Annotated in this window: 25 protein-coding genes and 1 other RNA gene; 12 read left to right on the forward strand and 14 right to left on the reverse strand. The window is 55.9% G+C overall.

Features of this window, described 5'->3' with window-relative positions:
- Positions 1-137: 137 nt before the first annotated feature.
- From purC to ACR0KC_RS02020, 6 genes are all read left to right on the forward strand, one after another.
- The gene (gene purC, locus ACR0KC_RS01995) at positions 138-893 is read left to right on the forward strand and encodes a phosphoribosylaminoimidazolesuccinocarboxamide synthase (protein WP_170393164.1); all 756 of its coding nucleotides are present in this window, start codon (positions 138-140) and stop codon (positions 891-893) included.
- Positions 894-993: 100 nt separating this feature from the next.
- Positions 994-1224, forward strand: a complete 231-nt coding sequence (purS, locus tag ACR0KC_RS02000) for a phosphoribosylformylglycinamidine synthase subunit PurS (RefSeq protein ID WP_010439914.1) — start codon at positions 994-996, stop codon at positions 1222-1224.
- Positions 1225-1249: 25 nt separating this feature from the next.
- Entirely contained in the window at positions 1250-1918 is a 669-nt protein-coding gene (gene purQ, locus ACR0KC_RS02005) for a phosphoribosylformylglycinamidine synthase subunit PurQ (RefSeq protein ID WP_480771419.1), read from the forward strand.
- Between the two features lie 36 nt (positions 1919-1954).
- Positions 1955-3733, forward strand: coding sequence for a sensor histidine kinase (locus ACR0KC_RS02010; RefSeq protein WP_480438519.1), 1779 nt, complete (start codon positions 1955-1957; stop codon positions 3731-3733).
- A gap of 11 nt (positions 3734-3744) precedes the next feature.
- Positions 3745-5079: a sigma-54-dependent transcriptional regulator gene (locus ACR0KC_RS02015; RefSeq protein WP_170393162.1), complete on the forward strand. Its 1335-nt coding sequence runs from the start codon at positions 3745-3747 to the stop codon at positions 5077-5079.
- 507 nt (positions 5080-5586) lie between these two features.
- Positions 5587-8418 (forward strand): ribonuclease E/G, encoded by a 2832-nt coding sequence (locus ACR0KC_RS02020; RefSeq protein ID WP_480771420.1) that lies wholly within the window; start codon positions 5587-5589, stop codon positions 8416-8418.
- Positions 8419-8475: 57 nt separating this feature from the next.
- Here ACR0KC_RS02020 and ACR0KC_RS02025 read toward each other — a convergent pair whose 3' ends face one another.
- The gene (locus ACR0KC_RS02025; RefSeq protein WP_480613598.1) at positions 8476-8709 is read right to left on the reverse strand and encodes a sulfurtransferase TusA family protein; all 234 of its coding nucleotides are present in this window, start codon (positions 8707-8709) and stop codon (positions 8476-8478) included.
- A gap of 105 nt (positions 8710-8814) precedes the next feature.
- Between ACR0KC_RS02025 and ACR0KC_RS02030 the strand changes: the two genes are divergently transcribed.
- The 4 genes from ACR0KC_RS02030 (at position 8815) to ACR0KC_RS02045 (ending at position 13169) form a co-directional block, all read left to right on the forward strand.
- Positions 8815-9567, forward strand: a complete 753-nt coding sequence (locus ACR0KC_RS02030; RefSeq protein ID WP_170393160.1) for a cytochrome c biogenesis CcdA family protein — start codon at positions 8815-8817, stop codon at positions 9565-9567.
- An 87-nt stretch (positions 9568-9654) separates the two neighbouring features.
- Entirely contained in the window at positions 9655-10869 is a 1215-nt protein-coding gene (locus ACR0KC_RS02035) for a hypothetical protein (RefSeq protein WP_480704742.1), read from the forward strand.
- Complete coding sequence (locus tag ACR0KC_RS02040; RefSeq protein ID WP_480771421.1) at positions 10866-12215, forward strand: cytochrome P450; 1350 nt, start codon at positions 10866-10868, stop codon at positions 12213-12215. The genes ACR0KC_RS02035 and ACR0KC_RS02040 overlap by 4 nt, the downstream gene beginning before the upstream one ends.
- Positions 12216-12287: 72 nt before the next feature.
- Positions 12288-13169, forward strand: coding sequence for a fructose bisphosphate aldolase (locus ACR0KC_RS02045; protein WP_480704746.1), 882 nt, complete (start codon positions 12288-12290; stop codon positions 13167-13169).
- 12 nt (positions 13170-13181) lie between these two features.
- Here the strand turns inward: ACR0KC_RS02045 and ACR0KC_RS02050 are convergent, their stop codons facing one another.
- The 4 genes from ACR0KC_RS02050 to fumC are packed head-to-tail and all read right to left on the reverse strand — an operon-like array spanning position 13182 to position 15632.
- Positions 13182-13784, reverse strand: a complete 603-nt coding sequence (locus ACR0KC_RS02050) for a DNA-3-methyladenine glycosylase I (RefSeq protein ID WP_480771422.1) — start codon at positions 13782-13784, stop codon at positions 13182-13184.
- A 59-nt stretch (positions 13785-13843) separates the two neighbouring features.
- Positions 13844-14065, reverse strand: coding sequence for a ribbon-helix-helix domain-containing protein (locus ACR0KC_RS02055; RefSeq protein ID WP_170405591.1), 222 nt, complete (start codon positions 14063-14065; stop codon positions 13844-13846).
- Positions 14062-14238, reverse strand: a complete 177-nt coding sequence (locus ACR0KC_RS02060) for a DUF4169 family protein (protein WP_170393154.1) — start codon at positions 14236-14238, stop codon at positions 14062-14064. The genes ACR0KC_RS02055 and ACR0KC_RS02060 overlap by 4 nt, the downstream gene beginning before the upstream one ends.
- Positions 14238-15632, reverse strand: a complete 1395-nt coding sequence (gene fumC / locus ACR0KC_RS02065) for a class II fumarate hydratase (RefSeq protein WP_480704750.1) — start codon at positions 15630-15632, stop codon at positions 14238-14240. The genes ACR0KC_RS02060 and fumC overlap by 1 nt, the downstream gene beginning before the upstream one ends.
- A 207-nt stretch (positions 15633-15839) precedes the next feature.
- Between fumC and ACR0KC_RS02070 the strand changes: the two genes are divergently transcribed.
- On the forward strand, positions 15840-16403 hold the full coding sequence (locus ACR0KC_RS02070; RefSeq protein ID WP_480771423.1) for a hypothetical protein: 564 nt from the start codon (positions 15840-15842) through the stop codon (positions 16401-16403).
- Positions 16404-16429: 26 nt separating this feature from the next.
- Here the strand turns inward: ACR0KC_RS02070 and ACR0KC_RS02075 are convergent, their stop codons facing one another.
- The 9 genes from ACR0KC_RS02075 to ACR0KC_RS02115 all read right to left on the reverse strand — a co-directional run bounded on the left by ACR0KC_RS02075 (position 16430) and on the right by ACR0KC_RS02115 (position 23417).
- On the reverse strand, positions 16430-16897 hold the full coding sequence (locus tag ACR0KC_RS02075) for an SspB family protein (RefSeq protein WP_170393151.1): 468 nt from the start codon (positions 16895-16897) through the stop codon (positions 16430-16432).
- Between the two features lie 76 nt (positions 16898-16973).
- Positions 16974-18224 carry a chromate efflux transporter gene (gene chrA / locus ACR0KC_RS02080; protein WP_480771424.1) on the reverse strand — a complete coding sequence of 417 codons (1251 nt, stop codon included), beginning with the start codon at positions 18222-18224 and terminating at the stop codon, positions 16974-16976.
- Positions 18221-19036 carry a chromate resistance protein ChrB domain-containing protein gene (locus ACR0KC_RS02085; protein WP_480569629.1) on the reverse strand — a complete coding sequence of 272 codons (816 nt, stop codon included), beginning with the start codon at positions 19034-19036 and terminating at the stop codon, positions 18221-18223. The genes chrA and ACR0KC_RS02085 overlap by 4 nt, the downstream gene beginning before the upstream one ends.
- Positions 19037-19165: 129 nt before the next feature.
- Positions 19166-19597, reverse strand: a complete 432-nt coding sequence (locus ACR0KC_RS02090; protein ID WP_170393148.1) for an ester cyclase — start codon at positions 19595-19597, stop codon at positions 19166-19168.
- Between the two features lie 99 nt (positions 19598-19696).
- Positions 19697-20043, reverse strand: a transfer-messenger RNA (tmRNA) gene (gene ssrA, locus ACR0KC_RS02095).
- 36 nt (positions 20044-20079) lie between these two features.
- Complete coding sequence (locus tag ACR0KC_RS02100) at positions 20080-20442, reverse strand: DUF4345 family protein (RefSeq protein WP_480569632.1); 363 nt, start codon at positions 20440-20442, stop codon at positions 20080-20082.
- Positions 20443-20504: 62 nt separating this feature from the next.
- A complete protein-coding gene (locus tag ACR0KC_RS02105) occupies positions 20505-21155 on the reverse strand; it encodes a hypothetical protein (RefSeq protein ID WP_170421484.1) in 651 nt (216 codons plus the stop codon).
- 13 nt (positions 21156-21168) lie between these two features.
- The gene (locus ACR0KC_RS02110; protein ID WP_170393145.1) at positions 21169-22569 is read right to left on the reverse strand and encodes a selenium-binding protein SBP56-related protein; all 1401 of its coding nucleotides are present in this window, start codon (positions 22567-22569) and stop codon (positions 21169-21171) included.
- Between the two features lie 116 nt (positions 22570-22685).
- Entirely contained in the window at positions 22686-23417 is a 732-nt protein-coding gene (locus ACR0KC_RS02115) for a FadR/GntR family transcriptional regulator (RefSeq protein ID WP_170405607.1), read from the reverse strand.
- An 89-nt stretch (positions 23418-23506) separates the two neighbouring features.
- On the opposite strand from ACR0KC_RS02115, the gene ACR0KC_RS02120 reads away from it, so the two are divergent.
- A complete protein-coding gene (locus ACR0KC_RS02120; RefSeq protein ID WP_480771425.1) occupies positions 23507-24298 on the forward strand; it encodes a DUF2182 domain-containing protein in 792 nt (263 codons plus the stop codon).
- Positions 24299-24302: the final 4 nt, after the last annotated feature.

The following is a 24302-nucleotide window of genomic DNA, read 5'->3' on the forward strand; positions in this document are numbered from 1 at the left end:
CGACGCCCTGTGCGCAAGGTATTTGCGCTGCGTCAAAGCCTCTCGGGGTTGCGAACTTGCGGGAAAGCGGGGCTTGCACTATGAGGGCGCCAACGTGAAGGGACTCATTCCCTTTCCCCAGACTGGAAAGGTCGCTCATGGCGCGTCGCAAGAAGATTTACGAAGGTAAAGCCAAGATCCTGTATGAAGGTCCCGAGCCGGGCACCATCGTGCAGTACTTCAAGGATGACGCCACAGCTTTCAACGCCGAGAAGAAAGACGTGATCGATGGAAAAGGCGTTCTGAACAATCGGTTGAGCGAATTCTTCATGACCGGTCTGGCCCAGATCGGAGTTCCGACGCACTTTATTCGCCGTCTGAACATGCGGGAGCAACTTGTGCGGAATTGTGAGATCATTCCACTGGAAGTGATCGTCCGCAACTATGCCGCCGGATCGATGTCCAAACGCCTCGGTATCGCCGAGGGTACTCAACTGCCGCGCCCGATTGTTGAATACTGCTACAAGGACGATGCGCTGGGTGATCCGTTGGTGACCGAAGAGCACATTGCAGCATTCGGCTGGGCGAGCCAGCAGGATATGGACGATATCCTGAGCCTTGCACTGCGCGTTAATGATTTCATGAGCGGCGTGATGCTGGCGGTTGGTATTCGTCTGGTCGATTTCAAAATCGAGATCGGGCGCGTGTTCGAAGGCGATTTCCAACGACTGATCATTGCGGACGAAATCAGCCCCGATAGCTGCCGTCTATGGGATATCGAAACCGGTCAGAAGCTGGACAAGGATGTGTTCCGCCGTGATCTGGGTAGTCTGACTGATGCATATTCTGAGGTCGCCCGCCGTCTTGGCGTTCTGCCCAAAAGCAATGTCACAAAACCAACGCTGATCAACTGATCCTGTCTCATATCGACAGGGTTGTCCGACAAACCCAAGCGGGGTATCCCGCGCCCAACGAAACGGATCGATGCGCGGTCCATCAGTGGAGTTCTCGAAAATGAAAGCACGTGTGCATGTGATGCTCAAGAACGGGGTTCTGGACCCGCAGGGTGAGGCTGTGCGTCACGCATTGGGTGCGATGGGCTTTGATCAAGTCGAAGGTGTCCGTCAGGGCAAGGTGATCGATCTGGAACTGGCAGACGGCGCGACCGAGGCGGACGTAACCAAGATGTGCGAAAAGCTGTTGGCCAACACGGTCATCGAACGCTTCGAGATCGAACTGCTCTGAGTTTTCCGACCTAGGAGGGTCCGCCATGCGCGCAGCCGTCATTGTTTTCCCCGGTTCCAACTGCGATCGTGATCTTGCCGTTGCTTTCGAGCAGGCCGGTTTTTCCGTCGATATGGTCTGGCACAAGGATGCCGCGCTGCCCGTGGGTATAGATATCGTCGGTGTGCCGGGTGGGTTTTCTTACGGCGACTATCTGCGCTGCGGCGCGATTGCGGCGCAATCGCCCATTTGTAAAGCGCTGGCCGCGCATACCGAGCGTGGTGGCTATGCCGTCGGTATCTGCAACGGTTTTCAGGTTCTGACCGAAACCGGAATTCTGCCTGGCGCGCTGTTGCGCAATGCCGGTCTGAAATACATCTGCAAAACGATCGGACTCAAGGTCGAAACCAGCGATAGCGCCTTTACTGAAGGGTACAATGCCGGGGATGTGATCGAAATCCCGATTGCGCATCACGATGGCAATTATTTCGCAGACGATGAGACCTTGGTCGAGTTGAAGGATCAGGATCGCATTGCCTTCACATATGCCGAAAATCCCAATGGTTCGCGCGACGATATTGCAGGGATTTTATCGCACAACCGGCGCGTGTTAGGCATGATGCCCCACCCAGAACGAGCGGCGGATTCAGGCCACGGAGGCACCGACGGGACGGCGCTCTTCCGCGCATTGGCCGGGGTGCTGACGCCCGCGTGACTTGAGGTCATCAGTCGGGACGCGTAGCGTCAGTACATGAGCGCGGAAGATCAAGCAAACAGCAAAGGGTTTCTGAACCGGTTTCGCGGCGCGCCTATGGGCTGGCGGCTGCGTCTTGCCGTGTTTTTGTTGCTGCTTGCTACCGTCGCCACAGTGTGGATCACCAACAGTCTGCTAACAAGTCGCTTCACCGAATCGACCAGAAACCGGGCCGAACTGCGGTTAGCCTTGTATTCCGGCAACCTGCTGAGTGAGTTGCGACGCAACGCCATCGTGCCGCAGTTGCTTGCCCGTGACCCCACCCTGATTTCGGCCCTGCAATCCAGCGATTACACGCTGTCGAGCCAGCGCCTGATCTCTTTCGTTGAAGAAATCGGGGCGGCCTCGCTGGTTTTGCTGGATGGGGATGGCCTGACACGTGCTGCAACCGACCGGAACCGGTTGCAGGAAAGCCACCGGAACTCGCCTTACTTCATCGATGCAATTCGATCGAATGCCACTATATTCTCGGTCATTCCACGTGAGTCCGGCGGTTACAGCTTTGTGTACTCGCGGCGAATCGAGGCGAATGCAGAGATCCTTGGCGTGATCGTAGTCGAAGTTGATTTGCAGAAATTTGAACGCGCCTGGGCTGGTATTTCTGACGCGGTGATGGTCACAGACAGCACTGGAACGATCATCCTCTCGACCGAGCCTCAGTGGCGGGGTCTAGATGAAAGCGGTGCCATGTTGCGCCAACCCCCTCAGAACGCGATCCAGCGCGCGATCCGGGCCACAACCGATTGGAGCGCTTTGCCCCCCGATGCCTATCTTCAGGGCGAGGCTGTGATGCGGATGGAGACCCGTATTCCGTTCCGAGGCTGGCAAATGACCTCGTTCACCACCTATTCGTCGATCCGCGAGCGGGTGAACAGCGTTCTGGCGCTTGAGATCATGGCCTTTGCGATTCTTCTGGCACTGACCTTCTATGCGCTCAGCCGCAGAGCGACGTTGCGCATGACCTTGTTCCAGCGCGAGTCGGCGGAGCTTCGCGCATTGAACGTAAGGCTGCAGCGGGAAATCGCTGAGCGTGAACGTGTTGAAAAGACGCTGGAAGTTGCCGAACAAACCCTTGCCCAGAGCTCAAAACTGGCAGCACTTGGAGAGATGTCTGCGGCAGTCAGTCACGAGTTAAATCAACCTCTGGCTGCGATGAAAACTTATCTTGCCGGCGCGCGTCTGCTTTTGCGTCGAAACCGGCCCGAAGAAGCGTTGGCCAGCTTTGGGCGGATCGACGGATTGATCGAGCGGATGGGAGCGATCACGCGCCAGCTCAAATCCTATGCGCGCAAAGGTGCAGATGCGTTTTCGCCAGTAAATCTTGGCGAAGCGCTGGCCTCGTCCCTGTCGATGATGGAACCGCAGCTGCGTCAGCGGCATGTGAAGATAACCCAGATTTTGCCCGAAGAACCTGTTATAGTGATGGGTGATCGGATGCGGATCGAACAGGTTATGGTCAATCTCTTGCGCAATGCGCTGGATGCGACCAAGTCTGTGGATGAGCCGGATGTCGAGATCATTCTCGCTGCAGGTGAAACTGCGGTACTGACCGTGCGGGACAATGGCCACGGGATCGAGGATATCGAAAACCTGTTCGAGCCGTTTTATACAACCAAACGCCCGGGGGACGGCGTTGGTCTGGGGCTTGCCATCTCGTCCGGGATCGTGAACGACCATGGCGGACGGCTGACCGCGCGCAATGGCCAACAGGGTGGCGCGGTGTTTGAGATGCAATTGCCCATATTGGGAAGCGACGGCCTTGAGGCCGCGGAATAGAGGAAGTGACTATGGCACAGGCCATGAAAATCGCCATCGTGGATGATGAACAGGACATGCGCCAGTCGATCAGCCAGTGGCTGGCTTTGTCGGGGTACGACACCGAAACCTTTTCAAGCGCCGAGGATGCGCTCAAGGTGTTAGGGCCAGAATACCCCGGGATCGTGATTTCTGACATCAAGATGCCCGGAATGGATGGCATTCAACTGCTGAAAAAGCTGATGGGGGCCGATAGCACGCTTCCGGTGATCATGATCACGGGACATGGCGATGTGCCAATGGCCGTAGAGGCGATGCGTGTCGGGGCGTTCGATTTCCTTGAAAAGCCGTTTAACCCCGATCGCATGTCCGAACTGGCCAAACGCGCCAGCAATGCGCGTCGTCTGACGCTCGACAACCGAGCCCTGCGGCGTGAGCTGTCTGGCGGTACGCAGATCATGAACAAGCTGATCGGTGCCAGCCCCGTCATGGAGCGGTTGCGTGAAGATATTCTGGATCTGGGGCAGGCGGATGGTCATGTCCTGATCGATGGGGAAACCGGAACCGGAAAGACTTTGGTGGCGCATGCATTGCACGCGGTTGGTAGCCGGGCGGGTAAGAAATTCGTCCTGGTTTCTTGCGCAGCACTTGAGGAAGAAGCGCTGTCGAAACGCCTGTTTGGCCCGATGCTCCCCGAAGACACGCAGTTGCCCGCCATCGAAGAGGCCCGAGGCGGTACGCTGGTTCTTGAGGATGTCGAAGCCCTGAGTGATACGCTGCAGGCCCGTCTATTGAGCGTTATGAATGAGCAGGGCACCCCTGCGGAAACGCGGATCGTTGCGATTTCGAACCTGCAGGAAGCGGGCAAAACCTCAGAAGATGTATTGCGTCCCGATCTGTTCTATCGGTTGGCGGCGCTGCGCATCACCATGCCTCCGCTGCGACAGCGGGGTGAGGACATCCTGACGCTGTTCACCCGTCTGAGCGAACAGTTCGCAGAGGAATATGGCTGCGACGCGCCTCAGGTCAGTGCGCAGGAAGCGGCTCAGCTGCTTCAGGCCCCGTGGCCCGGGAATGTGAGGCAGTTGATCAACATTGCTGAGCGTGCGGTGCTGCAGTCGCGGCGCGGGTCGGGGACAATTGCTTCGCTGCTGATGTCGGATCACGAAGAGATGCAGCCAGTGATGACAACTGAAGGCAAGCCGCTGAAGGAATATGTTGAAGCCTTCGAGCGGATGCTGATCGACAATACGATGCGCCGTCACAAGGGATCGATCGCCTCGGTGATGGAAGAACTCTGCCTGCCACGCCGGACACTGAACGAAAAGATGGCGAAGTACGGGTTGCAGCGTTCGGATTACCTGTGAAAGCGGAGGAGGGGGCCAGCCCCCTCTTGAGCTTGCGGTTCAATTCAACCCCTGGATATTTCTGAACAGATGAAGGGACTCTTCGGCGCGTTCTTGGGTCGCGATGCAGTTTGCCCATTGTCTTTTCCACAGGACTGCTTTTATTGTGATCGAACGGGCCGGGTATTTTGTGCCTGCAAGCCCCGTGTTTTGAGTTTCGCTGCTGAGCTGATGGTGAGGATAGATCCCGCGCGGCGCGGCAGACCGATTATGCCCCGATGGGGCAGATGAACGCCTGAACCCGTCTGTGCGGGTGAAAGGAATAAATGGGCGGGCCGCATATAGACGCGCCTGTCGGAGAAGAACCGCGATGACGCGCGCGCAACGATTGAGTATACGGGCAGGGGGCCAAAGCGCCAGACCCTGCCGCGCGCCGTCCGATATCGCCCGTACAAGACACCTCCCCAAAAGCGCCTGTCCGCCTGGACGGGTCAGGACAACGCGTTTGGCGCGGTGCACCAAGGACACATGGCTAAGAAAATGCTTATCGATGCCACCCACGCGGAGGAAACCCGCGTTGTGGTGGTCGACGGAAACAAGGTTGAGGAATTTGACTTTGAATCCGAAAACAAACGCCAGCTTGCTGGCAACATCTATCTTGCAAAAGTAACACGGGTTGAGCCGTCGCTACAGGCGGCATTTGTGGACTACGGCGGGAACCGGCACGGGTTTCTGGCCTTCTCCGAAATCCATCCCGACTACTACCAGATCCCCGTCGCTGACCGCGAGGCGCTGATGGAGGAAGAGCGCGCCTATGCCGAGGCGATGAAGGCGCGGGATGAGGCCGAGGAAACAAAGCCCAAGAAGCGCCGGTCACGTTCGCGCTCGAAGGCCGCTGACGTCAAGACGGACGATCCGGTTGAGACGCTGGAGGTTTCCTCAGAGCCGACCGGAATGGAAACCATCGATCTGGATGACGGTGAAGAGACGGAGGTGCCCGAAGGGACGTCTCCGATGGAAATCGTTGCCGAGACGCCGGTGGAAGAGCCAGAGGATGCCGACGAGCCTGTTGCTGAAGAAGCTCCGACCGAAGAAGCCAAGTCCGAAGATGTAGATCAGCAGGCGGAAGCGCCAGAAGAGACTGCTGAGGTAGCGGAAGACGCGCCTGTCGAAGCAACTGATACCGACCAAGAAGAACCTTCGGATGAGGTCGAAGCCAAGTCTGACGAAGAAGAGGCGGAAGCTTCTGGTGATGAGCCCGAGGTGGATGGCGAGACAGAAAGCAAAAGCGCTGACGCGGCTTCGAAAGACGATACCATCGAGTCGGTGGCGGACGAAGACGATAGCGAGGATATCCGTCCTCCGCGCAAGCCACGCCCGCGCCGCTACAAGATTCAGGAAGTTATCAAGGTGCGTCAGGTCCTGCTGGTGCAGGTGGTCAAGGAAGAGCGCGGCAACAAGGGTGCGGCACTTACCACGTATCTGTCTTTGGCGGGTCGGTACTGCGTACTGATGCCCAATACCGCAAGGGGCGGCGGAATTAGCCGCAAGATCACCAATGCCGCTGACCGGAAGAAACTGAAAGACATTGCCGCTGAAATCGACGTGCCCACGGGCGCGGGTCTGATCGTTCGTACGGCGGGTGCCAAGCGGACAAAATCAGAGATCAAGCGCGACTATGAATACCTGCAACGACTGTGGGAGCAGATCCGCGAGCTGACGTTGCAATCCATTGCGCCTGCGAAAATTTATGAAGAAGGCGACCTAATCAAACGCTCGATCCGCGACTTGTATAATCGCGACATCGATGAGGTTCTGGTTGAAGGCGAGGGCGGGTATCGCATCGCCAAAGACTTCATGAAGATGATCATGCCGTCGCACGCCAAGAACGTGAAGCGATACGAAGACGCGCTGCCGCTATTCGCGCGATATCAGGTGGAAAGCTATCTGGCCGGGATGTTCAACCCGACGGTTCAGCTGAAATCCGGTGGCTATATCGTGATCGGGGTGACCGAAGCGCTGGTGGCGATCGATGTGAACTCGGGTCGGGCGACCAAAGAAGGTTCGATCGAGGAAACCGCGTTGAAGACCAATCTGGAGGCCGCCGAAGAAGTGGCGCGCCAATTGCGTCTGCGCGATCTGGCCGGTCTGATCGTGATCGATTTCATCGATATGGACGAGCGCAAAAATAACTCGGCCGTTGAGAAACGACTGAAAGACAAGCTGAAAACGGATCGTGCCCGTATTCAGGTGGGCCGGATTTCGGGCTTTGGACTGCTCGAAATGAGCCGTCAGCGCCTGCGTCCTGGAATGCTTGAGGCGACGACCCAGCCATGCCCGTCTTGCCATGGTACCGGCCTGATCCGGTCGGACGACAATATGGCACTGTCAATCCTTCGCCAGATTGAAGAGGAAGGCACTCGCCGCCGTTCGCGTGAGGTATTGGTGCGTTGCCCGGTTAGCATCGCCAACTTCCTGATGAACCAGAAACGCGAACACATCGCGCAGATCGAAGCGCGGTACGGTTTGTCGGTTCGGATCGAAGGGGACGTTCATTTGGTCAGCCCCGACTTCTCGATGGAGAAGTTCAAGACCGCTAGCCGTGTTGTTCCTGAAGCAACTGCGCCGGTGGTTTCGGTTGATGCGTCGCTGATGGATATGGTCGACGCCACGGATGAGGACGAAACCGAAGAAGAAACTGCGGTTCAGAGCGAGGAAGAGACCAAGCCCAAGCGTAAACGGCGTCGGCGCCGGCGCAAGAAGAGTTCGGGCAATGGTGACGCGCCGGATGGCAATGCGGACGAGTCTGACGCAGACAGTGTAACCGACTCGAGCAACGAAGCTGAGAGCGTCGAAGCCAAACAGACCGAGGCGGAGCCTGTTGCTGAGGAAGATGCCGAGAAAGCGACCAAACCGAAAAAGCGCCGGGCACCGCGTCGACGCAAAAAGGATACTGAGGCCACAGCCGAAGCAAGCGAGACGCAGACCGAAGCGGATAATGCGAACTCCGATCAGGAGAAAGAGCCGGTCAATGCTGAGGCCGACGAGGCTGAACAGCAAGAGCCAGCCGATGAGTCTGAAAGCATCGAACCAGCCGCTGAGCCCGATAGTGCTGATGCACCATCAGAACTTGAGATAGCCGAAGCAACGTCGGCTTCTGAAGTCGCTGAAGAAGTGCCAGAGGAACCTGCTGAAGCGCCTGAACTGGTTGCCGAAGAAGCCGAAGAATCGACCGTGGCAGCAGAACCCGAAGTCATTGAGGCTGCCACCCCAGAGCCAGTCTTGGAGGCAGTGGCAGACGAACCCGAACCCGCGCCGACCAAGCCAAAGCGCCGAGGGTGGTGGTCATTGGGACAGTAAGAAATAGGCGGGCCAACTGGCCCGCCTTTTTTCATTAGCGTGCGTTCCAAAGAAACCTCAGGCCGATTTTTGGATCACATATATCTGATGACCATCCACTGTTTCTTGCGAGACAAGTGTGTGGCCAGATTCGGTGCAGAAATGCGGTACGTCGATAATCGCGGCTGGATCATCGGCCAGCACGCGCAGCATACCCCCCGCAGGCAAGGATTTCAGGCGCTTCCGAGCCTTCAAAACAGGCAGGGGGCACAACAATCCCAACGCATCCAGTGTTTCAATCTCATTGGTCATGGGGCTGAGATATTTCTAACGAGCCATACTGTCCAGCGCGCAACCACGAGGATGTGACCGAATGGCCTCGTGACGAAACCCGCGCGATAACTTATGTGCTGAGTCATGTTCGGAATTGAGATCATAGACGCGGGCCTTCTGCCTGCCATGTTTATCGCCATGCTGGGCGGGTTGATAAGTTTTCTGTCTCCCTGCGTGCTGCCGATTGTGCCACCGTACCTCGCGTATATGAGCGGTGTAACTATCAACGAGATGCAGGATGAGGCGCGCGCGCGGCGCAAGGCGACCCTGGCGGCACTGTTTTTTGTTTTGGGTCTATCGACAGTGTTCCTGCTGCTAGGCTTCACAGCCTCGGTCTTTGGGGCGTTTGTCCTTCAGAACCAAGTGCTTTTCGCCAAACTCTCGGGTGCTGTCGTCATTGTCTTTGGCCTGCACTTTCTGAACGTGTTCCGTATTCCTTTGTTGGATCGTGAGGCACGCGTTGATACGGGTGACTCCAGCGGATCTGTGTTCGGGGCATATATTCTGGGACTGGCCTTCGCCTTCGGTTGGACGCCGTGCATCGGCCCACAATTAGGTGCAATCTTGTCGCTTGCCGCCTCCGAAGCATCAGTCACGCGTGGCACCGTATTGCTTGGCGTATATGCGGCAGGCTTGGGCATTCCATTCTTGCTGGCTGCGATGTTCCTGAACCGCTCGATGGCGGTTATGAACCGCATCAAACCGCATATGGGCACAATCGAGAAGGTGATGGGCGGGCTGCTGCTGTTTGTTGGCATCATGCTTGTCACCGGTTTGTTCACCGAATTCAGCTGGTGGCTGTTGGAAACATTCCCGGCTTTGGCAAACCTCGGTTAACCCTCTGGCTTTAAACGCGGATGGATAGACGCCAGGTCTTACCTTGGCGTCAACGCTGCGCTAATCTTTGGCGCAGAGGGCCGGGTAATGAGCAGTCAGCAATCCAAACCGCAGGTGCGCAAACGCCGGGTGTTTTACATTCCCGGCTACGACCCGATTCATCCGCGCCGATATCGAGAGCTCTACCGCAAAGAGGGGCACGCCCAGGCTGAGATATCGGGATACCAGATCGATATTAGCGCTAGGGCGGGCGAAGGTCCCTACGGCTGGCAGGTGACTTCTCAGCAGGACGGCAGTCCTGTTGATGCAGATGTTCAGGTTCTGGTCTGGTCCGATATCGTGCGTGACAGCATGGCTCAATCGATCCCGGCAACCTATCTGCAACTGGCGAGAACCGCCTGGATATATATCTCGACCGGTACGCTTTGGCGGCTGATGCAGCTGCGCAAGGGGCCCGTAATTGCGGCTCTATACCCGGTGGCAATGCTGCTGCTGCAGCTTTTGGCATCGTTGTTGATTGCTTGGGGTTTAGTCGCTGTATTGAAACCACTCGTTGGGTGGTGGTCTTTGGTACCTGCTGCCGGAGCAATCTATGCTCTGATGCAATGGTTCCGAAAGATCGATAATCGTCTGTTCGCTTATTACCTTATGCATGACTATGCCCACTCGGCGAAGCTATACGGCGCGTATTCGCAAGATCTGCAATCGAGGCTGCGGGAGTTTTCTGACCTGATCACCGAGACGCTGGACACAGACACCGATGAGGTGCTGGTCGTAGGTCACAGCTCTGGCGCCCATCTTGGTGTGTCAGTGTTGGCAGATGTTTTACGACGACGGGGCGGTGTACTGGATAAGCCAGTCGTATCCTTTCTGACCTTGGGACAGGTGGTGCCAATGGTTTCGTTTCTACCGCAGGCACACTCGCTTCGCGCTGATCTTAAATATCTATCCGAACGCGCGGATATGACTTGGATCGATGTCTCTGCACCGGGGGATGGCTGCGCGTTTGCGTTGTGCGATCCGGTCGCGGTCAGCGGCGTCGCTGGCCCCAAAAAGTGCGGGCCGCTGGTTCTTTCTGCGGCCTTCACCCAAACACTGTCCCCCGCGCGATGGCAGCAATTGCGTTGGCGCTTTTTTCGCCTGCACTTTCAATATCTTTGTGCGTTCGATCAACCTGGACTTTATGACTATTTCCGCATCACCGCAGGTCCTGAAACATTGAAGCAGCGGTTTGAAGGGCGCGCGCCATCTCGGTCGCGCATTGAACGGGCGGTTTCGAAATACATTGCGGTGGAAGCATGACGCCCCCAAAGCCCGAAGCACGACCGGATAAAGTCTCGCTGTGGCGGTATCTGCGTCTGTTTCGTCAAGACTTGCTGTCTGCTCAGCCCCAGCGTCTATATCGAGCGTGGATGGCTGAATTCCGAACGCCGTTCTTTCACTCGTATATGGTCAACCAACCCAATCTGATCCGCGCAGTTCTGAAAGAGCGCCCGGATGCGTTTCCAAAATCAAATCGCATCAGCGAAGGCTTAAGCCCCTTGTTGGGTCGGTCGGTGTTCCTGACCAATGGCGAAGTCTGGAAACGGCAGCGCAGGATCATTGATCCCGCCTTTGAAGGCGGACGTTTGAAAGATACGTTTCCCGCAATGTTAAATGCGGCGCAGGCTTGTGCGGATCGGCTTTCTGGCAGGGTTGGGCAGAAGGTGGAATGTGAAGAAATCACAAGCCATGTCGCGGCGGATGTGATTTTCCGCACCCTGTTTTCGGTTCCCATCGAAAATGAGGTTGCCGCGCAGGTCTTCGATAAATTTAGAATCTATCAGCGCGAACAGCCCTTGCTGAACCTGGCCGCATTCGTTCCGGTTCCAAGCTGGATGCCCCGATTTCATTCTCGCAAAACTCGCCAAACCGCCAGCGAGATTCGGGATCTGATCAGCCGATTGACGGATGAACGCGCTATAGCAATCGAAAACGGGTCGGCCCCCGATGATCTGGCCACCAAGATAATGACGACAACAGACCCGGAAACCGGAGACCGGTTTGATGCGCAGGAAATGGTCGATCAGGTCGCCATCTTCTTTTTGGCGGGGCATGAAACCAGCGCGTCTGCACTGGCTTGGACGCTCTACCTGATGGCGATGCATCCGGACTGGCAGGAAAAGCTGGCTGAGGAAGCGAAAGCTCTGGACATGCCCAAGTTTTCTACCATGTCCCAATTGAAACTTAGCCGCGATGTGTTTCGTGAAGCTTTGCGCCTGTATCCACCAGTTCCAATGATGGTGCGCGAGGCGACATGTCCTGAACGCTTCCGTGATCGGGATATTTCGCAGGGTTCTCAGATCGTTGTAAGCCCCTGGCACTTGCATCGGCACGAAAGGCTTTGGGACCGGCCGGACGATTTCGACCCCACGCGATGGACGACGGAAAACGGAAAGAAATGCCAGCGCGAGGCCTATATTCCCTTTTCGGCTGGCCCCCGGGTCTGCACGGGCGCAGGGTTCGCGATGGTAGAAGGTCCTTTGATCTTATCGATGCTCTTGCGTCGTTACCGATTCGAAACAATACCAGACGAAACGCCGGTACCGGTCGCGCATTTGACCGTCAGATCGAAAGACGGAATTTGGTTGCGCTTGGTTGAGCGCTAACAAACTACCATCGCTCTTCGGCATGCTGTATGCGGATTGAAAATGCGGAATCATATTGAACGGGATTGAGTTATGTCGAAAGCAGAACAGCGCGCGCAGATGTCCGAAGGCGCAGGATTTATCGCAGCACTGGACCAAAGCGGCGGTTCAACCCCCAAAGCGCTGGCTTTGTATGGTGTTGAAGCATCGGATTACGGATCAGACGAAGAGATGTTCGGCGAGATTCAGAAGATGCGCGCGCGGATCATTCTGGCTGACGATTTCACCAAGGATAAAGTGATTGGCGCGATCCTGTTCGAACGGACTTTGGGTGAAGAAATCGACGGCAAGAAGGTTGCGGATTACCTTTGGTCCGAAAAAGGCATCGTGCCGTTCCTGAAAATCGACAAAGGACTTGAGGATCAGGCCAACGGTGTTCAGATGATGAAGCCAATTCCGGGGCTGGCTGAGACGTTGGCCAAGGCGGATGGTGTTTTTGGCACCAAGGAACGCTCAGTTATCCACGAAGCAAATGCTCAGGGCATTGCCGACGTTGTCGCGCAGCAGTTCCAGGTCGCACGCGTGGTCACTGATGCGGGAATGGTCCCAATTGTCGAGCCTGAGGTAAACATCCACTCGGAAACCAAGGCCGAAGCTGAGGATATTCTGAATTCAGAAATCCTGAAGAACCTGGATCAATTGGCCGAGGGTCAGGAAGTGATGCTGAAGCTGACCATACCCAGCCAGGCCAACCTTTATGATGAGGTAGCGGATCACCCGCGCGTCCTGCGTGTTGTGGCGCTGTCCGGCGGATACTCGACCGAGCAGGCCTGCGACCTGCTTGGCCAAAACAGCAAGATGATCGCGTCGTTTTCGCGCGCACTGACCGAAGGGCTGTCCAAACAGCAATCTGACGCAGAATTTAACGCAGCGCTCGGCGGGAATATCGACAATATCTTCCGCGCCTCGGTCTGATAGTGGGGTAATCTATTCGGGCTTGATGAAATCGCGGCGCAATTGCGCCGCTTTTTCGCGCAAGACACATCCGTTGGCGTGATCATTGATCAACCCCATGGCCTGCATAAAGGCAAAGATCGTGGTGGGGCCTACGAATTTCCAACCGCGTTCCTTCAGATCTTTCGACATCGCAATGGATTCTGTCGATGTGGAAGCGCTTTGCGGGGCGGGTGGCGCCGTAGGCTCGTACCTCCAGACATAAGCGGCCAATGATCCCTCGTCAGCGATTAGGTCCTGCACGCGGCGGGCGTTGTTGATCACGGCTTCAATCTTGCCGCGGTGTCGCACGATGCCTTTATCGTCCAGAAGTCGATTGATATCTGCATCAGAAAATTCTGCTATCTTGTTGAAATCAAAATTTCTAAACGCTGCCCTGAAGTTCTCGCGTTTTGACAGAATGGTGCGCCAACTCAAGCCTGACTGAAAGCTCTCGAGGCAGAGTTTCTCAAACAGTCGTCTGTCATCGGAAACCGGATATCCCCATTCGTTATCATGATAGTCAAAGAATTCGGGGGCGGCGTTGCACCACGAACACCGAGGTTTTCCATCTGGGCCCGTTGCCAAATCATTCATGAATGTACCCTTTTTGTTCTCCGCGAGGATAAGCGACGCGATTGTTTGAAATCAAGCACTCAATCGGTTTGACGATACCAATTCAGAATGAAGACACGAATGGCCGAAGCCAGTCCGGTTTCCGGGTCTCGCTCTGCATCAATATTTGCCGCCAGGACATTGATTGGGATATCTTTTTTCCGCGCGATGTCACGAAAGGCTTGCCAGAACTCATCCTCAAGCGAAACGGATGTTCGATGACCTTGCAAGGTCAGGGAGCGTTTGACAGGACGTCCACTCATTCGTCGACCTTGTGACCGTCAAGGTCCCGGCGCTGCCGGTCTTGCTGCAGCTTTACAACGGTCCTGTCGGCTTTGGATTGCCCGTGTTTCGCAGCGTTTGCATCCGCGCGGGCCTTTTTTTCAGCCCGCGCTTTTTCTTTTCGAAACCGGTTCAGGTTAACCGGTTTACCCATCAGCCCTTGGGTCCAATCATATGCTCGGGCCGCACAACCGCATCAAACGTCGCCTCATCCACAAAGCCCAACGCAATCGCTTCTTCCTTAAGTGTTGTGCCGTTCTTGTGCGCTGTTTTGGCGACGGTCGTGGCGTTGTCATACCCGATTGTCGGTGCCAGAGCAGTCACCAGCATCAGGGATTCCTTCATCAGCTTGTCGATGCGTGGCTCGTTGGCTTTGATGCCCAACAGCATCCGCTCGGTAAAGCTGTCGGCTGCATCGCCGAGCAGCTGGATCGACTGCAGCAGATTATAGGACATCATCGGGTTGTAGACGTTCAACTGGAAATGGCCCTGCGAGCCTGCAAACTTCATTGCTGCGTCGTTGCCCATCACATGTGCGGCCACCTGAGTCAGCGCCTCGGCCTGTGTCGGGTTCACCTTGCCTGGCATGATGGACGAACCGGGCTCGTTTTCGGGCAGAATAAGCTCACCCAATCCTGAGCGGGGGCCCGAACCCAACAGACGGATATCGTTGGCAATTTTGTAGCAGGAACCGGCGATCGTGGCCAACGCGCCCGACAGGAAGACCATGGCATCATGTGCGGCCAGCGCTTCGAATTTGTTCGGCGCGGTCACAAAGGGCAGGCCGGTGATATCGGCCATATTCTTGGCGACAGCCTCATCCCAGCCGCCATGCGTGTTCAAACCGGTACCCACAGCAGTACCGCCTTGAGCCAGTTCATAGATACCGGGCATTGCAGCTTCTACGCGCGCAATACCCTGACGGATTTGGTGCGCATACCCGCCGAATTCCTGTTCCAACGTCAACGGCGTGGCATCCTGCGTATGGGTGCGGCCGATCTTGATGATACCGGCAAACTCTTTTGCCTTGGCTTCCAGCGCCGAGGCGAACTTCTCAAGCCCGGGCATCAACACATCTCGCACACTCATCGCTGTGGCGATGTGCATCGCGGTGGGGAAAGTATCGTTCGAGGATTGACCCATATTGCAGTGATCATTCGGGTGAACGGGATCTTTCGAGCCAATCTCGCCACCCATAATCTCAATCGCGCGGTTCGCAATGACCTCGTTCGAGTTCATATTGGATTGCGTGCCCGAGCCGGTTTGCCATACGACCAGAGGAAAGTTGTCGTCAAACTTGCCTTCGAACACTTCACCGGCCGCTTGTATGATCGCGTCGGCGATCTTGGCGTCCAGCTTGCCGATGGCTTTGTTTTCAATTGCACAGGCCTTTTTGATCACACCCAACGCGCGCACGATGGCGACGGGCTGCTTTTCCCAGCCGATGGGGAAGTTCATGATCGAACGCTGCGTTTGCGCGCCCCAGTACTTATCGGCAGGCACCTCAAGCGGGCCAAAGCTGTCGGATTCAGTGCGGGTTTGAGACATCGGTCGCTCCGGTCTGGTATGCAGTCGTATGCCGTTTACCCGCAGCAAGGCTGTGGCGCAATCGGCCAGTTGAGCGCACCTTAAACTTGGGCCGCGCAAAGGTATAGACGCGGCACAGCTACAAATAATTTCTGTTAGCGAAAACAGTGCCATTGTACGTCGGCGGGCTAAAGTTAAGATGGGACAATAACCCTGACGGAGGCAACCATGCGCGTGTCACTTCTCATAAGCCCTTTGTATACGCTTGCGTTATTGTTTGCCGCGAGTTTTTGGCTGGCAGTATTTGTGCAACACGCTCAGGCGACGGGAATCGAGCCGTTCGTGGGCGACTATACCGGTTCGGCCGACGTTGTTGATGCGGATGGTACGGCGACCCCTCGGGATATGAGCGTTTCGATTCAGGAAATTAAAGGGGGCTTCAACGTGAGTTGGACCACCACGACTTACAAAGCCGACGGTCGCATCAAGGATGAGAAATACTCGGTTGATTTTCAAAGCTCGGATCGGCCCGATGTTTATTCTGCGGCCATGAAGCGTAATGTGTTTGGCCACGAGGTGCCGCTTGACCCGATGAAAGGGGAACCCTTTGTTTGGGGGCGGATCGAAGGAGATACTCTGACGGTGTTTTCGTTGTTCATAGCCGAAAACGGTGGCTATGAGCTTCAGCAATTTGACCGGACACTAGCTGATGGTGGGCTCGACCTGTCATTTTCCCGGTTTCGCGATGGGGTTAAGTCGCGCTCGGTCGAGACATTCCTTCAAAAAGAATAAACCCCGCATCAAGCGGGGTTTTCTGGTCATTTCCGGAAGCTGTCCAGCGAGACCACGTCCGCATCATGCTGCGGTTCAGCCTCTTCGGCCTCAAGCTCAATCGGGGCCTCTTCCGTCACATGGATCTCTTCGTCCTCGTCTTCCGGGCTTTCAAAGCGCAAGCCAAACTCAACCGAAGGATCCACGAAGGTCTTGATCGCCAGATAGGGGATGTAAAGCGGTTCCGGCGCATCCCCGAAATTCAGCGTAATCGAAAAGCCATCGTCACCGACTTCGAGGTTTTCGAACCAGTGCTGCATGACAATCGTCATCTCGCCTGGATAGCGCTCACGCAGCCAATCAGCCAACTCAACGCCCTCATGCCGTGTATCAAAAGTGATAAAGAAATGATGCGAACCGGGCAGGCCGGTTTCGGACACGTCGGTCAGGACGGTCTTGATCAGGCCTCGCATGGCCGTGTGCATCAGATTCCCGTAGTCGATGTCTTGCGACATGGTTGATCCTCGAAAGTGGTTAATCCCAGCATAGTTCATTCGGACGGAAACGAAAGGCTGTGCTGGGCTGTATTGATTACAAAATCTGCATGCCTAGTCCGGCCAGAACCATGATACCAAGTGTGGTTGCTAAACCGGATTTCATACGGAAAATCAACAGGCCAGCCAGAACGGTCAGCACAAGTGCGCTGAATTCAAGCGACGAAAGGTCGGGTAGGGGGAGAGAAACTGGTCCCCAATGCCACCCCGGAATTGAGGTGAACAAGACGTTTAGCCCGAACCACACGGAGAGGTTGAGAATCACTCCGACGACCGCAGCTGTGATTCCGTGCATCGCGGCCCCAAGACGCGGACGCTCGGCGATTCTGTCTAGATGCGGGGCTGCAAGAAAAATCCACAGAAAACACGGTACAAACGTCGCCCATAAAGCGACAATGCCCGCCGCAAACGCTAGCGAGGCGCCTCCGGCAATCTGACCGCTAAGCATGGCCACAAATTGAGTCACCAGAATCAGCGGCCCAGGCGTGGTTTCGGCCAGACCTAGCGCGTCGATCATCTGGTCCGTGCTGATCCATTGGTAGGTTTCGACCACGGTCTGGGTCATATAGGCCAGCACCGCATAGGCACCGCCAAAAGTTACAACCGCAAGGCGGGCAAAGAACCAACCCAGATCGCTGAGCAATTCCTGACCCGTCAGAGACAGCACGAACAACGGCCCCAGCCAAAGAACAAGCCAGAAAACCGCAGTGCGAACGGGATTGGCAAGCGTTGGGCTGGTTTGAACGGCGGCTGGTGCATGATCCTTCGAAGTGGCGAACCCCCAAACGGCGGCGCACAGGATGATCAGCGGGAAGGGCAGGTTGAAGACAAAAATCCCTAAAAAGGCGAGGCCCGCGATCATCCGATGCTCAACATCTGTCAGCGCTTTTTTCGATAGGTTCCGTAGCGCCTGAAGGACGATGATGATCACGGTGGCCTTGATGCCCAGAAACCCGGCCTGAACCAAAGGCAATGTGCCATAGGCCGCATAGAGCAAAACCAACAGCGCGATCACCAGAGCCCCCGGCAGCACAAACAAGCTGCCCGCGATCAACCCTCCGGCTACGCCGCGCAGCCGCCAGCCAGCATAAGTGGCAAGCTGCATGGCCTCGGGACCCGGCAACAGCATGCATAAGGAAAGCGCGCGCAGATAGGTCTGTTCGTCCAGCCAGGGGCGCCTTTCAACCAGCTCCTGATGCATGAGTGAGATCTGGGCGGCGGGGCCTCCGAAGGACAGCAGCCCGATGCGCCCAAACACCCTGATCAACTCTTGATATGAAGGGGTCATCTGCCGTGACCCGCGGGCCAGTCATGCGTCTCGCTAGAGCCATCGCGCGCCCAGCGATAGAGAGCATCATAGATATGCAATCCAGCCTGCAATTGCTGCTGGTCATCCCGATACTGGCGCGACAAGCCGACCGAAAGGGCCAGTAACCCGGCGGCCTCAGGCGCCAGATCGTGCCTGTTTGTATCGGCGGCACGTATGATCGTCGCCATGCGGTCCAGAGGCTCAGATCGAAGCTTGAAGTCATCCAGCATCGTGTCAAAGGTACAATTGTCGCCGCGATGGCTCCAATCAGTTCCTTCAACATCAAAGGGTGTGGCGCCGAAGTGCTCGGCAACCCCCTGAATTTCATCCGGTGCTACAAACAGGAACCGAGCGCGCCTGTCGACAAACCTGCGGATCAGCCAGGGGCACGCGATGCGATCAATCTTGGGGCGATGCCGCGTCACCCAGACCGTGTTGCCTTTTGCAACTGCAGGAAGGGGAGGCACAGGCACGACCATTGCGCCCGGCATAGCGCGCCAGGCGAACATTCCACCTTCCAGAAATTCTGCCACCACCCCTTCAGCCTGCAGCCATGAAACAACGCCCTGACTCAGCTTTTTGCCTTTCTGGCAAATTACTACGCAAGAATGATCGCCGGTATGATTTCTTATGCCATCAACATTTTGATATGGCATTCGGAATGCGCCGGGTATGAGGGAGGGATCATCGTCGAAATCCCCATCTGTGCGCACATCAAACAGGATAGGAGCCTGAGGCGTACCGATCAGGCGCAAGAGTTGTCGGGGTGTAATTGCATTGGGGGCAGCCATTGCATGTTTCCTTATTGCTTTGGATACATGCGAACTTGGGCTGCCGCCTCACGGGGTGTTCGCAAGCTTACCCCTTGATCCTCTGCTAGCGCGCAAATGCGGGATGGGTCAAGCTTGCGGTCAAGTTTATCAGGCCCAGTCCAACCTTTGCCCGGTCATGCAAACCGGAAGAGTATCCTGTGGGAACTGCCCCAGCTGTTCAAAAAGTGTAATGAAATCAAACTGATTATAGGCCTCGACCATCTTGTCCCCTTTGAAGCGCGCCATGACTTGTCCGGTAACTTCAAGCGGGGCACCGTTATCGGCCCGGAAAGTGCGGACATGCAGAATACCCGAGACCCAATCACCATTTTCGATGATCTTCGGCAGTTCGACTGTGATCTCGCCCAGAACATGACGAAACGCCATGACCAGATCGCGAAAGTCGTCCGCGCCAACCTGCATTTCGGGTATCAACCCTTCGGCCATCGTATCCGGGGCAAAAAACTGATCGATTGCATCGGTATTGCCTTGTTCCCAGACCTCTGAATACCACGCCCTAAGCCTGTCAGAATTCGTCATCTCAGCCCTCCTGTCGCTTGTTCAGGAAGATGAAGCAGAGAAGTGAATAAACCCTGAATCCCAGGTGAGTTATGGGCATGGAGCAGACATAATCGGTAAAATGCAGGTTTCTGTTGCCAGGTACCTGCGAACCCCGCCTTACGCGGCTAGGCGCAAGGGCTTAAGTTTCGGTCTTGCTACTGCTTACGCAGCAACTGCAACCGGAGCACGATTGTCGTTTGCAATTGTACTAGTTTCGCCGGTAACGGTGGCAGACAGCCGAGACAAAGCTAACCCCTTTAGACGTTCGTCGATCCTATTTCGGCCCCATGATCCTCAAACGAAGGATGTTGGTGGAGCCGCCGGGTACCGCCCCCGGGTCCGATCCGCTTATTACGAGCGCGTTTATGTCCATAGTCCCGAAGGACCCCTCATATATAGGTTAGGACGTGGTCGGATGCAAACCCGGAATGCTAAGGTTGACTTATATCAAATTCAATAAGTTAAGCAGCTCTGTTCATGTTGGCGAGAATAAGCCAAAGGGCCAGAACAAGCTCGATTCCACCAAAAGTCAGCGCCTTGACGAACGGGGGATTATCCAGCGCCAAAGACACAAACCGACCCAACGCCGCCCCTGCATAAACAACGCCCAGCATGACATATGCCATCGGTGTGTTGAGCCAGAGAACCACGGCACCTGTCACCACGAACAACCCGCCAACCGAGGCTCGCATCTCACTAAGTCCCATGGTGCTTTTGGTGGGGGCTAGGTCCAGCGCGTTGGCTGTGTAGGCCGGGGCCAGAAATCCGAACAAACCAAAGCCGATGGTCAGCAAGGCGGCAATCACGTTAAGGGCTGTGATCATGGACTTTTTCCCTTTCTGCTCTGCCCGCAGAGTCTAGCGCAGCGCTATGTAAAGAAAAGCATCTAAATCGCTGACCACAAGCCTATAACTCCGACCGCGATCAGGCTGAGAGCCCAGACAAGTTCCAGATTGAACCAACTGCGTGACAGAAATTGAAGGCCCAGCCAGCGATAGACGGCGAAGGCCAGAATGCCCCCGCCAAGGATCATGGCGGCTGTGTGAAGTGCAGCGACCGTCAGTACGAGCAGGCCATTGCTCGCCATGATCTGAGAGACTGCGATCTGGCCCGTTTCCAGCTCGTCTGATCCACACAATCCAAGATAAATCGGAACCAACATCAACGCCGCGCCGTGTGCAAGCGCAACGAGGAACGACCAAAGTGCCAATTTGCTTGGCGGTACGCGCGACAACATCCGGGGATGCCGGCGTGTTATGGCGATGTAAACACCCATTGTGATCACAATCAACGCAGCACCGATACGAATTTCGCGTTGATATTCAACCAGAACTGCCATCATTGCAAATGGCAGTAGGACCCCCAGCATGGCAACGAAATGACCACCAGCCAGGGCGGTCAATGCGCGCCACAAAGCTGATGGCCGTTGTTCCATCAGCGCCGAAGATACCGCAAGCGGCCAGCCCATTCCGGGATTCAGGCCATGATAAGCGCCGCTAAGCACAACGGCCAGCCAGAGACCAGCCGTTGATGTCATCAGAGTCTCCAACTCAGACCGATGGGTAGCAGAAACTATCGGTTGAACAGTCTCCACCCTCAAGCCGGATTTGGTGGGCCCGATATCCGTCGGGGAAGTCGACCCAGAACTTCGGATCCAATGTCAGGCCCCCGTTCTCGCCAACATCCGCCTTGACCATCGCAGCCCCGCGTTCACCGGGATAGAACTGATCATCCCATGTGGAATACAGCGAATTGGTCCAATATACCCGCTTTCCGTCGCGGCTGATTTCAACCATCTGCGGCCCGTAACCAAAGTCTTGCCCGTTGGGATGTTTGGTTTTCTTGACGATCCCCCCGATCTCGACTTTGCCCGCAAGGGTCGGGTTCATCGGATCAGAGACATCGTATTGATGCATCTCACCCGTGCCCCAACAGGCCACATAAAGGTATTTATCGTCTAAGCTGAGATCGATATCCGTGACCAGTGGCGGAACGGCAGAGAAGCCTTTCAGCAATTCAGGCAAGTCATCTGGATCAGCGGGCTGCGGATCGATCGTGATGGTCTTCTTGGCCTCGAAGGTGCCATCATCATTACGCCACCAAGTAAAGATCGCGCCCTGCAGGTTGGTCGTGTCAACCACCACACCACAGAACCCATATTGTTTGACCGGATCGTGAGCGGGCCGGATTTCCAGGGCCATCTGGTGATTTTCACCCAGATCGATGGTCTGAATATTGGTCCGGCTGCGCAGGTTCCAGAAATGGATGCTGTGCCCGTATTTGTTCGAAAGCAGATCCTCGGCCACGATGCCGTTTTCGAATTGCGGAGGCAGCCCCCATTCCGAACTGACCATATAGTCGCGTGGCAGGTTCCACCAGAAATCGTAGTGTTTGTCTTGGATACCTCGCTCGATCTCGTAGCGCCCGATGATCTCGAAGCTCTCGCAATCCATGATGAAAATGCCCGGAGGACCGTCCGTGCCGTCTTCGCCACCGCCTCCAAGCGTGCTCACGTAGATCCCCTCCGGTCCGCAATGGATCGTGTGCGGGCGGGAATATCCAGTTTTTGCAAAAACTTCTTCGGGTTCGATGATCTTGTGTATCTTGGCCTCAAGCGGGTTCTTGACGTCGATAATGTAGATCCGGCTTGATCGTATGCCAGGAACAATGAGGTAGCGGCGTTCCAGAAACGCATGGCCACTAAGCGGTGACAGCGCAGAGGAACAAGCGTTCCACCCGAAATGGTGAAACTCATCGCCTTTTTCTGGCATGATCACCTGATGAACAATTTTTCCGTAATCATCCGAAGTCGGATCCACGTTCACGACGGCCAAACCGTCTGGTTGGGAAAAATCAGGGCTTAGCATCAACGTGAATGCAAGCGTTTCAGTGGGGCCCTCCATCGCCAGTTTGGCTGATGGGTAAAAGGTTGGGTCCGGTCTTTGGTTCATAACGTCCTCCCGTAAGTCATTGATCTTCAATTCATGTTGGAAGTTCCGGTCTTAACGCCGGATGTCATGCTGCCTGCTCGGGCACCTCGCCGTCCTTCGTTCCTTTTTGCCTGTGGTCAGGCGGGTTTGCGTCGTCTTTCGGCCACGTCCTGCGCCAGTTGCCGTGTGTAGGCCTCAAGTTTGATCAATGCTGCATCGACCGAGCCGGCATCACGCGCTTCTAGTGCGTCTGTGATGTCACTGTGGAGGGCGATGATCTCTTCGCGGGATCGAGCCGTGAACGTAATCATGTTCATCAGAGGTTGCATAGCCTCGACCGCACCGGCCAATTGGTAGGACAGAACGGGGTTGCCCGCGCCATCCACAAGCGCGCGATGAAAGGCGACGTCGGACGCGCAGAAAGCCTCATCTGTGAGACCTGGTTGCGCCTGACGAAATATCTCGGCCCGCATGGTGGCGAGTTGATCTGCGGTGCGGCGTTGTGACGACAAAGCAGCGCATGCACGTTCGAGCGCATAACGCGCTTCGCATGCGGTGTCGAAACTGACAGCGTTCATCGACAGCAGCAGTGTCGAGGTTGTGACTTGTTGGGAATAGGCATCCTCAAAACTCAGTCGGTTCACAAACGCACCACCCGATGCCCCGCGTTGCGTGCGGATAAGGGACTGCGCTGCCAGGCGTTTCAGTGCTTCGCGAACCGTAGGCCGTGATACTTTGAACTGATCGGCCAACTCAGATTCTGAGGGCAGACGCTCATCTACGATCAGCCGACCCGAGATAATTGCGTCCCGGATCGCCTGAGCAATTTGAGCGGATAGATCTGCAGTACTCTGAGGGTCGATTTTCATGGTTGTTTTCGGCGATGCGTAATTTTTATTTGTCTGACATTTAAAAGTCTGACATTTGAAAAGCAAGAGAGTTGAGTCGGGAGGAGCAAGTGAGTCGCTCAATTTTCCGCAGCGCGCTTTGGTTGGGCTTCTACATCACGATCCTTTGGTCGTGGTGGATGATGGTCTCGATGAGCCGCGATATGGACGTGGACTGGATCGGTCGACCTGGACCGATGGGTCAGACGATGGCGGCCATGGATCCGCGTATGGACATGTATATGCCCATGGCCGAGTTCGGCCCACTTTTCTGGATGTGGGCGATCATGATGGCGGCCATGATGCTGCCGACTTTGGTGCCCACGTTGCGCATTTATGATGATCTGATCCGCAGCGCGAACGGTACGCGGGCAGGGTGGCTGGGCGTTCTATCCGGATACTTCATAGTTTGGGTGGGCTTCGCTGCGCTGATCACTGGCCTGCAATTGGCGCTGCTGTTTGGCGGCGCGGTTGATATGTTGGGAATCGCTAAATCGCCATATCTGGCCGCCGGCCTGTTGATCGCCGTGGGTGCCTTTCAGTTTTCTCGGGCGAAAGAAGTCTGCCACGGTGTTTGCCATGCACCGATGACGTATTTTCTGGGCCACTGGAAAACCGGATTCGGCGGCGGTGTACGCATGGGCGTTGGACTGGGTGCGTTCTGTGTCGGTTGCTGCTGGGGCTTCATGGCGTTGGGCTTTGTCGGCGGCGTCATGAGCCTGCTCTGGATGGGGCTGGCGACCCTGTTCATGGTATTGGAAAAACTTCCCCAGATCGGGCACGCCGTGACCCGTCCTATGGGATTCGTCTTGATTGCGGGTGGTTTTGCACTGCTCGCTCATCACATTGTTTACGGAGGATAAGTCG

Source organism: Ruegeria sp. CF3 (assembly GCF_056537365.1).

What these genes read in the sequence shown, in the direction of transcription:
- purC (WP_170393164.1), top strand. Translation starts at nt 138, where the DNA reads ATGGCGCGTCGCAAGAAGATTTACGAAGGTAAAGCCAAGATCCTGTAT.
- purS (WP_010439914.1), top strand. Translation starts at nt 994, where the DNA reads ATGAAAGCACGTGTGCATGTGATGCTCAAGAACGGGGTTCTGGACCCG.
- purQ (WP_480771419.1), top strand. Translation starts at nt 1,250, where the DNA reads ATGCGCGCAGCCGTCATTGTTTTCCCCGGTTCCAACTGCGATCGTGAT.
- ACR0KC_RS02010 (WP_480438519.1), top strand. Translation starts at nt 1,955, where the DNA reads ATGAGCGCGGAAGATCAAGCAAACAGCAAAGGGTTTCTGAACCGGTTT.
- ACR0KC_RS02015 (WP_170393162.1), top strand. Translation starts at nt 3,745, where the DNA reads ATGGCACAGGCCATGAAAATCGCCATCGTGGATGATGAACAGGACATG.
- ACR0KC_RS02020 (WP_480771420.1), top strand. Translation starts at nt 5,587, where the DNA reads ATGGCTAAGAAAATGCTTATCGATGCCACCCACGCGGAGGAAACCCGC.
- ACR0KC_RS02025 (WP_480613598.1), bottom strand. Translation starts at nt 8,709, where the DNA reads ATGACCAATGAGATTGAAACACTGGATGCGTTGGGATTGTTGTGCCCC.
- ACR0KC_RS02030 (WP_170393160.1), top strand. Translation starts at nt 8,815, where the DNA reads ATGTTCGGAATTGAGATCATAGACGCGGGCCTTCTGCCTGCCATGTTT.
- ACR0KC_RS02035 (WP_480704742.1), top strand. Translation starts at nt 9,655, where the DNA reads ATGAGCAGTCAGCAATCCAAACCGCAGGTGCGCAAACGCCGGGTGTTT.
- ACR0KC_RS02040 (WP_480771421.1), top strand. Translation starts at nt 10,866, where the DNA reads ATGACGCCCCCAAAGCCCGAAGCACGACCGGATAAAGTCTCGCTGTGG.
- ACR0KC_RS02045 (WP_480704746.1), top strand. Translation starts at nt 12,288, where the DNA reads ATGTCGAAAGCAGAACAGCGCGCGCAGATGTCCGAAGGCGCAGGATTT.
- ACR0KC_RS02050 (WP_480771422.1), bottom strand. Translation starts at nt 13,784, where the DNA reads ATGAATGATTTGGCAACGGGCCCAGATGGAAAACCTCGGTGTTCGTGG.
- ACR0KC_RS02055 (WP_170405591.1), bottom strand. Translation starts at nt 14,065, where the DNA reads ATGAGTGGACGTCCTGTCAAACGCTCCCTGACCTTGCAAGGTCATCGA.
- ACR0KC_RS02060 (WP_170393154.1), bottom strand. Translation starts at nt 14,238, where the DNA reads ATGGGTAAACCGGTTAACCTGAACCGGTTTCGAAAAGAAAAAGCGCGG.
- fumC (WP_480704750.1), bottom strand. Translation starts at nt 15,632, where the DNA reads ATGTCTCAAACCCGCACTGAATCCGACAGCTTTGGCCCGCTTGAGGTG.
- ACR0KC_RS02070 (WP_480771423.1), top strand. Translation starts at nt 15,840, where the DNA reads ATGCGCGTGTCACTTCTCATAAGCCCTTTGTATACGCTTGCGTTATTG.
- ACR0KC_RS02075 (WP_170393151.1), bottom strand. Translation starts at nt 16,897, where the DNA reads ATGTCGCAAGACATCGACTACGGGAATCTGATGCACACGGCCATGCGA.
- chrA (WP_480771424.1), bottom strand. Translation starts at nt 18,224, where the DNA reads ATGACCCCTTCATATCAAGAGTTGATCAGGGTGTTTGGGCGCATCGGG.
- ACR0KC_RS02085 (WP_480569629.1), bottom strand. Translation starts at nt 19,036, where the DNA reads ATGGCTGCCCCCAATGCAATTACACCCCGACAACTCTTGCGCCTGATC.
- ACR0KC_RS02090 (WP_170393148.1), bottom strand. Translation starts at nt 19,597, where the DNA reads ATGACGAATTCTGACAGGCTTAGGGCGTGGTATTCAGAGGTCTGGGAA.
- ACR0KC_RS02100 (WP_480569632.1), bottom strand. Translation starts at nt 20,442, where the DNA reads ATGATCACAGCCCTTAACGTGATTGCCGCCTTGCTGACCATCGGCTTT.
- ACR0KC_RS02105 (WP_170421484.1), bottom strand. Translation starts at nt 21,155, where the DNA reads ATGACATCAACGGCTGGTCTCTGGCTGGCCGTTGTGCTTAGCGGCGCT.
- ACR0KC_RS02110 (WP_170393145.1), bottom strand. Translation starts at nt 22,569, where the DNA reads ATGAACCAAAGACCGGACCCAACCTTTTACCCATCAGCCAAACTGGCG.
- ACR0KC_RS02115 (WP_170405607.1), bottom strand. Translation starts at nt 23,417, where the DNA reads ATGAAAATCGACCCTCAGAGTACTGCAGATCTATCCGCTCAAATTGCT.